Raw genomic sequence first — 12,987 nt, 5'->3', positions numbered from 1 at the left:
GGGTACACGACAGACGTGGACATTGACGCATTGTTACAGAGCGTGACCCGTGTGGTGACCACGCTGGACGCGGCCGGGGTCCGGTTCGCGGTGGGCGGCGGACTCGCGGTGTACGCGCGCGGCGGCCCGCCGTCGGACCATGATGTCGACATCTTCCTGCCGTCGTCATCTGTCCGGAAGGCGGTGGACGCGCTGACGGCCGCCGGGATGCGGGCGGTGGAGCCGCCGGAGGACTGGCTCACCAAGGTCTACGACGGCGACTGCCTGGTGGACCTGATCTTCCAGCCCAACTACCGGCCGGTCACCGACGAGATGCTCGACCGCGCGGAGCTGATGCGGGTCGGGCCGACGACGGCACTGGTGCTGTCCGGCACGGACCTGCTGACCGACAAGCTGCTCGTGCTGGACCCGCATCGCTGCGACTTCGCGCCGCTCCTGCAGATCGCCCGCGACCTGCGGGAACAGGTCGACTGGGCGCAGGTCACCGTGAACACGTGCGCCTCGCCGTACGCGCGGGCGTTCCTCGGCCTGCTGGCGGGACTGTCCATTATCGACACTGCCGATATTCAACTCGTGGAGGCGGCAATGCCTGACACACCACAGTATCTCGCGGCGCGCCTGAGCCGCGCGCTGGCCGAGGACCCGAGAACCGCCGAACAGGGCGTGCACGTCACGATCCGTGGCGACCACGTCCACCTGACCGGTGAAGTCACTTGCGAGGCGAGGAAAGCCGAACTCGAGCAGGTCGTCTGCGAGCACGTCGCCCGTGAGCTCGTGCACAACGACGTCCTGGTCGCGGACCTGCGGGAACCCGTTCGAGCGGAGGAGATCAGCTGATGAGGATCGCCGCGGTCGGCGATGTCCATGTGGGCGAGGACTCCGGCGGCCTGCTGCGCCCCGCCCTTGAGCACTTGGCGGACCACGCAGACGTGCTGTTGCTGGCGGGTGATCTTACTCGGCACGGCACGATGGCCGAAGCCACTGTCATGGCCGAGGAGTTCGCGAACCTGCCTGTCCCGGTCGTCGCCGTGCTGGGCAACCACGACCACCACAGCGATTGCGGCGACGGCATCACGAAGTTGTTGCAGGACACCGGGATCACCGTGCTCGAAGGTTCGTCCGTGACGCTGGAGCTGCCCGGCGGCACGCTCGGCGTGGCCGGGGTGAAGGGGTTCGGCGGCGGCTTCGCGGGCAAGTGCGCCAGCCGGTTCGGCGAGCGGGAGATGAAGAGCTTCGTCGAGCACACCATGGCGGCCGCCGACGCTCTGCGCACGGCCTTGTCCGGTTTGGACACCGATGTCGTCGTCGCCCTGACGCATTATGCGCCGGTCAAGGACACTTTGCACGGTGAACCGCCGGAGATCTACCCGTTCCTCGGGTCCTATCTGCTCGGTGAGGCGATCGACGCGACCGGCACCAGCCTGGCGCTGCACGGCCACGCGCATTTCGGTTCCGAGCAAGGGGTTACTCCGGGTGGCGTGCGAGTACGGAACGTGGCCCAGCCGGTCATCAAGAAGGCGTACGCGACCTACGTTCTCGAGCCCGACTTGCTTGAATCCGCCACTAGGTGAACCGTCTGGACATGAGCCGCGTTGTACTGGGCACGGCAAGAGTCTGGATAGGAGGACCGTCATGGGCGGATGGCTGCTGCGGATCGTGGTCGCGGCCGCGCTGCTGGGCTCGGCCGGGATCCACTTGTGGCTGTGGAACGGCACCGCGGGCACCCTGGGCGCGCTGTTCCTGCTGAACGCGATCGGTGGCCTGGTGATCGCGATCGCGGTGCTGGCCTGGCGGCACTGGCTGCCCGGGCTGGCCGCGTTCGGGTTCGGCGTGCTGACCCTGGGCGCGTACACCCTGTCGGCGACGGTCGGGTTCATGGGCGTGCACGACGGGTTCAACAGCCAGCCCGAGTACTGGGGCGTGATCACTGAGGCGGTGTGCATCATCGGCGGCATCGCGCTGATCGTGATGAACCGCAAGCGCGCCACCGTGGGCGTCTAGTCGGGGACCGCCCGGCGCAGCAGCGGCGTGACGCGGTAGCCGACGAGCTGACGCATGACCAGAGCCGTGCTGGTGCGTTCGATGCCCGGGATGGCGAGGATCTGCCCGGCGATCCGGTAGAGGTCGTCGGCGTCGGTCGCCACGACGTGGATGAACAGGTCGGTGTCGCCGGAGATGCCCTGCACCTGGAGCACCTCCGGGACGGCGGCCAGCGCGGCGGCGACGTCGTCGAGCATGCGCTGGGTGACCTGGGCGGTGACGAACGCGGTCAGCGGGTAGCCCAGCGCGGCCGGATCGACCCGCAGCTCGACCGAGCCCAGCGCGCCGCTGTCCTCCAGCCTGGTCAGCCGGGTGTGCGCGGTGTTGCGGGCGATCCCGACCTCCTCGGCCACCGCGATCGTGGTGGCGCGGGGGTGCTTGGCCAGCTCGAGGATGATTTTCGCGTCGGTCCCGTCGATGCGGGCGCGGTTGGGCACGGTGCCCACCCTTCGTCGTGGTCGGGCGGTCAGAATAGCGCATTCTGTTCAATTTCTTGGCGCTGTCTTGTGCAGACGACCAGTGCGTTGCTTCATGGTGGCCATGAGTGTCGTTACCGGGCAGTCGCTGCGCGAGGTCGAGAACCGGGTTCTGTGGCTGTCTGCGGCGATCATCGACCACGCCAACCGGGTCCGGCCCAACCCGGCCGGGCTGAAGGTCGGCGGGCACCAGGCGTCGTCGGCGTCGCTGGTGTCGATCATGACCGCGCTGTGGTTCCGGCACCTGCGGCCCGAGGACCGCGTGTCGGTCAAGCCGCACGCTTCGCCGGTGTTGCACGCGATCAACTACCTGTTGGGTGAGCTGGACGCGTCCTATCTCACCCGGTTGCGTGAGTTCGGCGGCTTGCAGAGTTATCCGAGCCGGGCCAAGGACCCCGATCCGGTGGACTATTCGACCGGATCGGTGGGCATCGGGGCGACCGCGCCCATCTGGGGCGCGCTGTCCCGCCGGTACATCGAGAGCCTCGACTCCGGCTCGTCGCGGGGACGCCAGTACTCGCTGGTCGGGGACGCGGAACTGGACGAGGGCGCGGTCTGGGAGGCGGTCCTCGACTCGGCCGTGGGCGAGCTCGGTGAGGTCGTGTGGATCGTCGACCTGAACCGGCAGTCGCTCGACCGGGTGGTGCCGAACATCGCCGCGGGCAAGCTGCAGGGCATGTTCGCCGCCGCGGGCTGGCAGGTGATCACGTTGAAATACGGGCACTTGCTGTCGGAACTGTTCACCCGGCCCGGTGGTGTGGCCCTGCGGCAGCGGATCGACGAGATGCCCAACCCCGAGTACCAGCGCCTGCTGCGCTGCTCGGCCGAGGAGCTCCGGCACAGGCTTCCCGGCGACTCCGGGGAGATCGCGGCGCTGATCGCCGGGGTCGAGGACTCCGTTCTGGTGGACGCGATCGCGAACCTCGGCGGGCACGATCTCGATGCGCTGGACCAAGCGTTCACGTCGATCGGCGACACTCGCCCCACGGTGATCTTCGCGTACACGATCAAGGGCTATGGCCTTGCCACCAAAGGACATCCGCAGAACCACTCCGCGCTGCTGTCGGCGGAACAACTGCGGGATCTAGCGTTGCGGGTCGGTGCCGATGTGGACGATCCCTGGCAGCCTTTTCCCGAGGGCAGTACCGCCCACGCGTTGTGCGCGGACACCGCGCTTCGGTTGCGGCGTCCCACCATCGCGCGGCAATCTCCGCCAGAGGTGCCATCGGACTTCGGTCGCACACCAACCGGTGTCGCCACAACGCAAGCCGCGCTCGGCCGGGCGTTGCTGGACCTGACCCGCGCTGCGCCTGCGGCGGCGCGGCGGGTGGTGACCGTCAGCCCGGACGTGTCGTCGTCGACGAACCTGGGCGGCTGGGTGAACAAGGTCGGCGTGTGGTCGGCGGGGGAGCGGCCGGACTGGTTCGCCGACGACGCCGAGACCATCCTGCACTGGCGGGAGAAACCCACCGGGCAGCACATCGAGCTGGGCATCGCCGAGGTCAACCTGGTCAGCCTGCTCGGCGAGCTGGGCGCGACCTGGAGCCGCTGGGGCCAGCCGCTGCTGCCGATCGGGGTGCTCTACGACCCGTTCGTCGAACGCGCCCTCGAACCCTGGTCGTACGGGATCTACGCGGGTGGCCAGTCGATCCTCGCCGGCACGCCGTCCGGGGTGTCGCTGGCGCCCGAGGGCGGCGCGCACCAGTCGATCAAGACGCCGTCCATCGGCCTGGAACAGCCCGGTTGCGTCAGCTACGAGCCCGCGTTCGCCATCGACACCGAGTGGACCCTGCTGGCGTCGCTGGGCCGGCTCGGCAAGCCCGGCGGCACGTCCGCCTACCTGCGGCTGTCCACCCGTCCGGTCGACCAGACGCTCGCCGCCGTGCCCACCGACCCGGCGGCGCGGGAACGCCGTCGCCGCCAGGTCGTCGCGGGCGGTTACGTGCTGCGTCGCGTTGATACGCCAGCGGTGACGATCGCCGCGATGGGCGCCGTTGTGACCGAGGCGTTGGCCGCTGCCGCCCGGCTGCATCAGGTCGGCATCCCCGCGGACGTCATCTGCGTGACCAGCCCTGACCTGCTGTACCGCGCGGTCCGCGCCCGCCAGGGGCACTCTTCGGACCCGTCGTGGATCCTCGAGCAGCTGTTCCCGGCCGATCGCGCCGCGCCGCTGGTCACGGTCCTCGACGGGCACCCGCACACCCTGACGTTCCTGGCCACGATCAACCGGGTCGCGACGACCGCGTTGGGCGTGACCAACTTCGGCCAGTCCGGTTCGCTGGAGGACGTCTACCGGCACCACAACCTCGACACCGACAGCATCATCCGCGCCGCCCTGGATGTTCGCCGTTAGGATCGCGCCGTGCTGGTGCGGACTGACTCAGGGCAGGTTCGGGGCGACTCCGAAGGCGTTTTCCGCGGCATTCCGTTCGCGGCGCCGCCGGAAGGGCCGTTGCGGTTCGCGCCGCCCGCGCCGCCGGAGAGCTGGGACGGGGTGCGCGACTGCACCTCTTTTGGCTCCGCACCACCACAATTGGCACCGGCGCCCGGCGCTCCTCCGGCGTGGCGACCCGGCGATGGCTTGGACTGCTTGACGTTGAACGTGTGGACGCCGGATCTCGGCGCGGCGGGTTTGCCGGTGATGGTGTGGATCTATGGCGGGCAATGGAAGTACGGCGCGACCCGGATGCCTCAGTACGACGCGGCGACCCTCGCGGCGTCCGGTGTCGTCGTGGTCACCGTCAACTACCGGGTCGGCTTCGAGGGATTCGGGCATCTCCCCGGCGTCGCGGACAACCGGGGCGTGCGTGACCAGATCGCCGCGCTGGAATGGGTACAGCGCAACATCGCCGCGTTCGGTGGCGCGCCGGGCAACGTGACCGTGTTCGGTCAGTCCGCGGGCGCGGCTTCGATCGCTCTGCTGCTGGGCACCGCCGCCGCGAAGGGCTTGTTCCGCCGGGCGATCGCGCAGAGCATCCCGTCCGGTTACCGCAGCACCGCCGAAGCCGAGGCTGTCACCGCCGCAATCGCTGCGGCTGCGGGGGTTCCGGCCACTCGCGACGGTTTTGCCGCGCTGGCGCCCGAGGCCATCCTCGCCGTGCAGGACGTGACCGAGGGTGTCAGCTCGTTCAGCCCGGTCATCGACGGCGACCTGGTCACCGGCCCGCCGTGGTCGGCGCGGCTCGACCCGGATGTCGACTTGATCTGCGGGTTCACCCACGACGAATACCTCGGCCACGGGCCCGTCCCGAACGCCGACCTGTCCGCCGTCGCCGCGGCCATCGGCCTCCCACCCGACGCCGCCACCGCCTACCGGGCCTTCACCGGTGACCCCATCGTCGCGATGCTGTCCGACGCCCTCATCCGCATGCCCACCACCTGGGTCGCCGAAGCCCACGCGGGCGGCCGCACCTGGCTGTACGACTTCACCTGGCGCGGCCCCACAGTGGGCGCCGCCCACGGCATCGACATCCCCTTCACCTTCGGCAACCCCACCACCCGCTTCGCAACCCGCTTCCTCGGCACACCCCCACCCGTGTCGTTCGGGCCGTTGTCCGAGGAAATCCGTCGCGCCTGGACCACCTTCGCCACCACCGGCGACCCCGGCTGGCCTCAGTTCACCGACCACCACCAAACCCGCATCTGGGACACCGAACCGTCGGTCGCCACCGACCCCCTCGCCGCCTCCCGAGCCATCTGGCAGGACGTCGGCCACTAAGGCGTTGCGGGGTCAGAGGTCCGCGGTCCAGATGGCGTGGATCTGGCCGCTGGCCAAGGTTTCCCCGGCGCCGGCCGGGGGCATCGCGACGATCCGGACGTACGCGATGTCCAGTTGCCGGTTCTCGGGCTGGGGCGGCGTGCGGAGCGCGACATGGAAGTCACGAGTACCTGCACGCCATACACCGCAAGGGTATTCGGTGACCTGGGGCGCGGCCTCGTGTCCTCTTGCGGTGAGGTCCACGATCGTCGGCGCGATCTGCTTGACGAACAGCACGGACGCATCGCCGGTCGTCTGTACCTGCAGGACCGGGCCGCTGACCGTCTGGCCCAGCGACTCGGCCACGATGTCGTTCAGGGCGTTGGTGAGGCCGTCGGGTGCCGGCACGATGTCGACCGTTCCGCTCAACGCCTCCGCGATGGACCGCAGCTCGGCGACCTGCCAGTCCGTTCCGATCCCGCGGGTGTCACAGGTGAAACGGCCGGTGTGCCGTTCGAGTGCGTGGGCGAGTTCGGCGGGTGTCTCGCCGCTGCCGGCGGTGTCGGTGATCAGCACCGCGTGCCGGATGTTGAGGTCGCGCCCGGTGAACAGCTGGTCCGCGCGCCGCAGCCAGCGCCCGAAGGCGGGGCTCGCCGTCGGCTGGAGGCCGCCGAGCGCAGCGGTGGCCGCTGCCTTTGTGCCCGGGCCGGCTTGGGCCAGTGTGATCGTTGTGGGGTAGAGCATGCGCGTGTACCGGCCGCCCTCGACGAGGGCGAACCAGGTGCCGTCGGGCAGGGCGTTGATCGTCTCGGCGATCGCCGGTGCCGGCACCTCCGGGTCGGACACCCCGATCAGGAACACGATCGCTCGCATCACGGGTGCGGTGACCTCGTTGGCGGTGACGGTCACGATCGCGTGGACGTCGGTGTCGTTCGGTCCTTGGTACTTGTTCTGGGACACCTCGACGTCCACCGCGAACGTCAGTCCGCCCTCCACCGGCGCGGCGTTGCGGGTGAAGGGGTACCGGTCGGCGGTGTCGGTGCCGCGCTGGTTGGGCCGGGGCAGGTCGCGGGCCCGCAGGCGGGTGACGAGGTGCCCGTAGAGGTCTCGCAAGGTGAGTCTCTCGGCGCCGCCGGGGATACCGGTGCGGACCAGGTCGAGCAGCTCGGCGGTGAACGACGTGCAGGCGGTGGCCTGGCGCTCGATCGGGACCACGTGGGCGGTGCGGTCGGCCGCGGTGAGCGTGTACACGCCTTGGACGGCGGTGCTGTCGGCGAGCTGGGCGTCGTCGGTCGCGGCGAGGGCCTCGATCGCCCGGCCGGAGTAGCAGCAGTCCAGGATGGCCATCTTCGTGCCGGCCGGGCTGTCCCGGAACACGCCTTTGATCTTCGCGTACTCCAGGCCGGTGAGGTCGGCGTCGCCGGCGTCGGTGTCGGACAGGGCCAGGCACAGCTCGCCGTCCGGCGTGAGGGTTCCGTGCCCGACGAAGTACAGCAGCAGGACGCCGCGGGTGTCGCGGGCGATGCGGCGCAGCCGCTGGGCCAGCCGGCCGGGGTTCACCGGGTTGGCGATGACCTCGACGCGGTCCTCAGGCCAGCCGCACAACTGGGGGTCGGTCAGGATGTCCCGCATGCCGGCGAGGCTGTTGGCGGCCGCGGGAATCTGCGGGAACGCGGAATCCTGGTAGCTGGAGACCCCGATGATGATCGCCCGGGAGTCAGGACTCGTCATCGCCTGCCCGCAGGATCGGCTCCAGCAACCCGTGCGCCGCCGCTGATCCGGATCTCCCCGTCCACCCGTGCCCCCTGCGTCCGCCCGGCGCCATCGTCGCCGAGAAGTATGCGCGACGGGTCTGGCGGGGCGGACCCCCAGTAGGACCGCCCCGCCAGGATCGGGTCACCCCTTGGCGCGCCTGAGAGTTCTGACGGTCAGCGCGGTGACGAGGGCCATCACGGCCACCGCGGTGAGTGCGGCGGTGTGGAAGCCCGAGGTGAAGGCGTGGCGGACGTGGTCGAGTAGTGCGTTGTCGTGGTTGGCGGCGGCTTGGTTGAGGCCATCGACCCAGGAGCCGTCCGCGTGGCCGACGTCGGAGGTCAGCTGGGAGCGGTAGACCACTGTCCCGATGCTGCCCATCACGACCAGGCCCAGCGCGATGCCGATCTCGTTGGCGGTCTGGGCGAACGAGGCGGCCGAGCCGGCCCGCTCCTGTGGTGCGTGCGAGATGATGTCGTTCATCAGGAACGGGAATGCCGCGCCGACGCCGCCGGTGGTCAGCACGCTGCCCGCGGCCAGGACGTACAGACCGGCGGGGCCTTCGGGGGTCAACGCGAACAACGTGAACCCGGCCATCATCAGGGCCATGCACGTGGCGACGATCCTGGCCGGTGGCACTGTGCGGCCCAGCCACGGGCCGAGGTTGGCCGCCACGATCATCGCGATCATCTGCGGCAGCAACCACATCGCCGAACCGAGCGGCGACAGGCCCAGCACCGACTGCAGGTAGAACGAGACGAACAACGACGTCCCGCCCATCACCAACGCGGTCAGCAACAGCACCCACATCGTCCGCGCCACCCCAGGCCGGCGCAGCAGGCCGAGGTCGACCAGCGGGTGATCGAGCCTGTTCTGCCGACCGACGAACACAACCGCCAACGCGATCCCGGCCACCGCCGCGGCGATCGGCGTCCAAGTCCAGCCGTTGTTGACGATCGACTTGAGCGCGTAGACCACCAGCAGGATCGACGCGAGGCACAGCACGGCGCTGCGCAGATCCGGCCGGCCGGGGTGCTCGGCGCGGAACTCCGGCAGCACGCGCGGCCCGGTGAGCACGGTCAGCAGCATCACCGGCACGCCCATCAGGAACACCGAACCCCACCACCAGTGCTCCACCAGCACGCCGCCGATCAGCGGCGCCACCGCCATCCCGGCCAGGAAGCACGTCATGTACGCGCCCATCGCGGACACGGACTTGCGCGGATCCGGGTAGATCACGCCGATCAGGGCCATCGACGCGGGCATGATCGCCGCCCCGGCGACCCCCATCACCGCGCGGGTCACGATGATCATCCACGGCGCGGTGGCGAACGCGGCGACGGCCGAGGCCAACGCGAACACCGCGGCACACAGCACGATGAGCCTGCGTCGGCCGATCCGGTCGCCGACCGTGCCCATGGTGACCATCGTCCCGCCGACCATGAACCCGTAGATGTCGTTCATCCACAACAGCTCTGTCGGTGTCGGGTGCAGGTCCGCGGTCATCCTGGGCAGGGCCACGTTCAGCACGCTGATGTCGATGGCGATGAGCAGCGACGGCAACGCGAGCAGGGCCAGCGCCAGCCGAGGATTGCGGATGACGGACGGGGCGTCCGAGATGAGGGTCATGACGTCCTCCGGGTGTAGGTCAGGTGCACGACGCCCTTGGGTGAGGCGATGGTCTCCACCTCGAAGCGCTGTTCGAGGCCTTCGAGCCCGTCCCACAGCCACACGCCGCGGCCGAGCACGATCGGCACGACGACGATGTGCAGGTGGTCGACGAGGTCGGCGGCGAGGAACTCGCGGACCACGGTCGGCCCGCCGCCGATGCGCACGTCCAGGCCGTCCGCGGCCTGCTTCGCCTCCGCGAGCACGTCCGCGGGCGACGCGTCGCGGAAGTGGAACACCGTTCCGCCCGCCATCTTCAGCGACGGCCGCGGGTGGTGGGTGAGCACGTACACCGGCGTGTGGAACGGCGGTTCCTCGCCCCACCAGCCCTGCCACGACTCGTCCGGCCACGGGCCACGCTGCGGCCCGAACTTGTTGCGGCCCATGATCTCCGCGCCGATCCCGCGGAAGCCCGACTCGGTCAGCGCGTTGTCGATGCCCCGGCTGCCCCCGGGACCCCGCCCCTGCAGCTCACGGCCCATCGCCGTGTCGAAGAACCAGTCGACCAGACGGAACCGGGCGTGCCCGAACGGGGTGTCCAGTGCCTGGCCGTGGCCGGTCGCGAAACCGTCGAGCGAGACTCCGAAGTTGTGCACGCGGACGAGCTGACGCCTGGCCGTCGGAGATGTGGTCATGCTGAGCGTTCCCTTCTCGTTTGCCCAAGCGTCGAAGCCGGCAGGCCGTTCTCGACAGTGCGCCCGGAATTTCTTCGAGATGCGCCACGCACGGGAGAAGGTGCAATCCGCACTGGTGCGGGCCACGGCACCGCATAGAGTCGATGATCGTGGTGGCCACGCAACCCTCGACGTCCGCGCAGCCGCGTGCGCTCGTGCGAGCTCGTGGTCCGTATGTGGCCGCCCGGGTGCTGCCGGTCGCGTTCCTCGGGGCGCTGCTGCTGGCCAGGTGCTCGGACGGGCTCGCTCGCCAGGAGTACGGCCACCTGCCGTTCATCCTCGCCGTGTTCGTGCTGCCGCTGTGGTACGCGAGCGGGTTCGCGCGACGGCCGTGGCAGACGGCTCCATGGGCTCTGCTCGCGGTCCAGGCCGTGCTGACCTACCTGCCGTTCGCGCTGTTCGGCAGTCACTGGGTGGGCGGCGTGTCCGGCCTGCTCGTCGGCCTCGTCCTGCTGCTCGTGCCCCGGCCGTGGCCGCTCGCCGCGCTGCTGATGGCCGTCGAGGGTGTGCTGTGGAACGTGGTCGTCGGGGTGCCCTACCTGCCGCAGGTCAACTCGGGTATCTGGGTGCTGGTGGCCGCCGCGGACGGCGCGTTGGGACTGTTCGGGCTGATCCGCCTGGCCCAGGTGGTCGGTGAGCTGCGGGGCGCCCAGCACGACCTGGCCACGGCGGCGGTCCTGCGGGAGCGGCTGGCCGTGGGGGAGCGCCTGGTCGGCGCGGTGGAGGAACGGGTGCGGCTGGTGGCGCGGCACGCCAGGGCGGCGCTTCGCTGGTTGTCGAGTACGCCGGAGGACGCCCGCGCCGAGGTCGCGGCGGCGGGCCGGATCGCCCGGGAGGCCATCAGCGAGGGCCGGCGGATCTACGCGGAGGAGGACCGGTTCGACGAGCCCGCGCTGCCGGAGCGCCCGATGCCGACACCCAGGGTGGCGCGAGCGGTTCTCGCGATCGTGCTGGCGTTGTTCTCGGTCCAGAACCTGCTCAACTTCGCGGCGCCGACCGACGTCGCGCCCCGCGGGTACGACCGGACGTTGACCTTCGTCGTCGTGGTGCTGGCGTCCGTGCTCATCCCAGTGCTGCACTGGCGGCACTCCGGGCCCGTCCGGCCACGGCTCTGGCCCCTCAGTCTCACTGTCCTGGCGGTGCTGTGTTACCTGCAGTTCGTGATGGTGGGGTCGCTGGGGCTGATCTTCGTGTCGTTCCTGGGCGGGTCACTGCTGCTGCTGGTCACCGGACCGTGGCGGTGGGTCCTGTTCGCCGCGGCGGTGCTGAGCGCGCCGGCCCTCGCATGGCAGGCCGACCCCACCACGACGGCCATCATGGCCTGGGCGTTCTGGGCCGGCTACCTGACGGCGACCATGGCGGCTTTCGGGTTGATGACCTATGGGCTGTCCCGGTTGACCGGCCTGGCCGGCCGGCTCGCGGCCCGCCGGGACCAGTTCGCGCAGCTGGCCACCATCTCCGAACGCCTCCGGCTGGCGCGTGACACCCACGACCTGCTCGGCCTGGGCATGTCCACGTTGGCGCTCAAAACCGACCTTGTGGCGGCGCTGATCGGCCGTGACGACCAACGGGCCGCCCGTGAGCTGGGCGAGGTGGTCAGCCTGTGCGCGACCGTGGGCGCGGACGCGGGCCGGATCGTGGGCGAACGCCCGGAGCTGTCGCTGGTGTCCGAGGTGTCGACGGCCACGGATGTCCTCGAGTCGTCCGGGATCGACGTGTTCACCGAACACGAACCCGTGCAGCTGACCGGCGAACTGGACACCGTGCTGGCGATCGTCCTGCGCGAGGCGGTCACCAACATCCTGCGGCACAGCGCGGCCCAGCGGTGCGCGGTCACCCTCGCCGACGGGCGGGACACCGTGACGCTCCGGATCACCAACGACGGCGCCGCTTCGCCACCGGCCGACACGCGCGGACGCGGCCTGGACAACATGCGTGCCCGCGTCGAAGCCCTCGGCGGCACCCTCACCACTCGACACGACCGTGGCACTTTCGTTGTGGTCGCGGAGGTTCCCCATGCCTGACGCCGCGGTGCGCGTGATGATCGCGGAGGACACCGGCATCCTCCGCGAGACCCTGTCGGCTTTGCTTGCCCTGCAAGACGATCTGGACGTCGTCGCGGAGATCGCCGCCGGCGACGCCATCGTCCCGTTCGCGCTGCGGCACCAGCCCGACGTCGCCGTCGTGGACATCGACCTGCCCCAGGTCGACGGCATCACGGCGACCGCCGAGCTGCGGAAGAACGTGCCCGGCTGCCGGGTACTGATCCTGACCGGCCTGGCCCGCCCCGGGAACCTGCCCGCCGCCCTGGCCGCGGGCGCCACCGGCTTTCTGCTCAAGGACACCAGCGCGGCCGACCTCGTGACCGCCATCCGCCGGGTCGCCGCGGGTGAACGGGTCATCGACGCCACGATGGCCGCGAACGCCTTGCAGCAACCCAAATCGCCGTTGTCGCCGCGGGAAACCGATGTCCTGCGCCACTACGCGACCGGCACCGACCCCCGCGACATCGCCGCGGAGCTGTTCCTGTCCTACGGGACGGTCCGCAACTACCTCGCCTCGGCGATGGTGAAACTCGACGCCCGCAACCGCGTGGACGCGATCCGGATCGCCACCGAGGCAGGCTGGCTGTAGCGCTGTCCGAACGGGACGGTCAGAACTTCGGTGCCGCAGCGGCACC

General features: G+C 70.2%; 11 protein-coding genes. 7 read left to right on the top strand and 4 right to left on the bottom strand.

Annotation, left to right across the window (positions count from 1 at the left end; genetic code table 11):
* Positions 1-42: 42 nt before the first annotated feature.
* The 3 genes from AB0J95_RS15160 (at position 43) to AB0J95_RS15150 (ending at position 2,001) form a co-directional block, all read left to right on the top strand.
* Positions 43-837 (top strand): hypothetical protein, encoded by a 795-nt coding sequence (locus AB0J95_RS15160; protein WP_364757375.1) that lies wholly within the window; start codon positions 43-45, stop codon positions 835-837.
* A complete protein-coding gene (locus AB0J95_RS15155) occupies positions 837-1,571 on the top strand; it encodes a metallophosphoesterase (protein WP_364757373.1) in 735 nt (244 codons plus the stop codon). Before AB0J95_RS15160 ends, AB0J95_RS15155 begins: the two co-directional genes overlap by 1 nt.
* 61 nt (positions 1,572-1,632) lie before the next feature.
* Complete coding sequence (locus AB0J95_RS15150) at positions 1,633-2,001, top strand: hypothetical protein (RefSeq protein ID WP_364757371.1); 369 nt, start codon at positions 1,633-1,635, stop codon at positions 1,999-2,001.
* Here the strand turns inward: AB0J95_RS15150 and AB0J95_RS15145 are convergent.
* Positions 1,998-2,477, bottom strand: a complete 480-nt coding sequence (locus AB0J95_RS15145; protein ID WP_364757370.1) for an Lrp/AsnC family transcriptional regulator — start codon at positions 2,475-2,477, stop codon at positions 1,998-2,000. The genes AB0J95_RS15150 and AB0J95_RS15145 overlap by 4 nt on opposite strands.
* Positions 2,478-2,580: 103 nt before the next feature.
* Between AB0J95_RS15145 and AB0J95_RS15140 the strand changes: the two genes are divergently transcribed.
* A complete protein-coding gene (locus AB0J95_RS15140) occupies positions 2,581-4,869 on the top strand; it encodes a pyruvate dehydrogenase (protein ID WP_364757368.1) in 2,289 nt (762 codons plus the stop codon).
* A gap of 9 nt (positions 4,870-4,878) precedes the next feature.
* Positions 4,879-6,234 (top strand): carboxylesterase family protein, encoded by a 1,356-nt coding sequence (locus AB0J95_RS15135; RefSeq protein ID WP_364757366.1) that lies wholly within the window; start codon positions 4,879-4,881, stop codon positions 6,232-6,234.
* A gap of 12 nt (positions 6,235-6,246) precedes the next feature.
* Here the strand turns inward: AB0J95_RS15135 and AB0J95_RS15130 are convergent, their stop codons facing one another.
* From AB0J95_RS15130 to AB0J95_RS15120, 3 genes are all read right to left on the bottom strand, one after another.
* Complete coding sequence (locus tag AB0J95_RS15130) at positions 6,247-7,944, bottom strand: caspase family protein (RefSeq protein WP_364757364.1); 1,698 nt, start codon at positions 7,942-7,944, stop codon at positions 6,247-6,249.
* A gap of 165 nt (positions 7,945-8,109) precedes the next feature.
* Positions 8,110-9,594, bottom strand: a complete 1,485-nt coding sequence (locus AB0J95_RS15125; protein ID WP_364757362.1) for an MFS transporter — start codon at positions 9,592-9,594, stop codon at positions 8,110-8,112.
* On the bottom strand, positions 9,591-10,268 hold the full coding sequence (locus AB0J95_RS15120) for a dihydrofolate reductase family protein (RefSeq protein WP_364757360.1): 678 nt from the start codon (positions 10,266-10,268) through the stop codon (positions 9,591-9,593). Before AB0J95_RS15120 ends, AB0J95_RS15125 begins: the two co-directional genes overlap by 4 nt.
* 149 nt (positions 10,269-10,417) lie before the next feature.
* On the opposite strand from AB0J95_RS15120, the gene AB0J95_RS15115 reads away from it, so the two are divergent.
* Complete coding sequence (locus tag AB0J95_RS15115; RefSeq protein ID WP_364757358.1) at positions 10,418-12,331, top strand: histidine kinase; 1,914 nt, start codon at positions 10,418-10,420, stop codon at positions 12,329-12,331.
* Complete coding sequence (locus tag AB0J95_RS15110; RefSeq protein WP_364757357.1) at positions 12,324-12,941, top strand: response regulator transcription factor; 618 nt, start codon at positions 12,324-12,326, stop codon at positions 12,939-12,941. Before AB0J95_RS15115 ends, AB0J95_RS15110 begins: the two co-directional genes overlap by 8 nt.
* Positions 12,942-12,987: the final 46 nt, after the last annotated feature.

This window comes from Actinocrispum sp. NPDC049592 (assembly GCF_040675465.1).
Classification (GTDB): domain Bacteria; phylum Actinomycetota; class Actinomycetes; order Mycobacteriales; family Pseudonocardiaceae; genus Kibdelosporangium.
This window is presented reverse-complemented; position numbering and strand designations above follow the sequence as displayed.

Excerpts from the sequence above, each read along its gene's own strand:
- AB0J95_RS15155 (WP_364757373.1), top strand. The coding sequence starts at position 837 with ATGAGGATCGCCGCGGTCGGCGATGTCCATGTGGGCGAGGACTCCGGC.
- AB0J95_RS15150 (WP_364757371.1), top strand. The coding sequence starts at position 1,633 with ATGGGCGGATGGCTGCTGCGGATCGTGGTCGCGGCCGCGCTGCTGGGC.
- AB0J95_RS15140 (WP_364757368.1), top strand. The coding sequence starts at position 2,581 with ATGAGTGTCGTTACCGGGCAGTCGCTGCGCGAGGTCGAGAACCGGGTT.
- AB0J95_RS15130 (WP_364757364.1), bottom strand. The coding sequence starts at position 7,944 with ATGACGAGTCCTGACTCCCGGGCGATCATCATCGGGGTCTCCAGCTAC.
- AB0J95_RS15125 (WP_364757362.1), bottom strand. The coding sequence starts at position 9,594 with ATGACCCTCATCTCGGACGCCCCGTCCGTCATCCGCAATCCTCGGCTG.
- AB0J95_RS15120 (WP_364757360.1), bottom strand. The coding sequence starts at position 10,268 with ATGACCACATCTCCGACGGCCAGGCGTCAGCTCGTCCGCGTGCACAAC.
- AB0J95_RS15110 (WP_364757357.1), top strand. The coding sequence starts at position 12,324 with ATGCCTGACGCCGCGGTGCGCGTGATGATCGCGGAGGACACCGGCATC.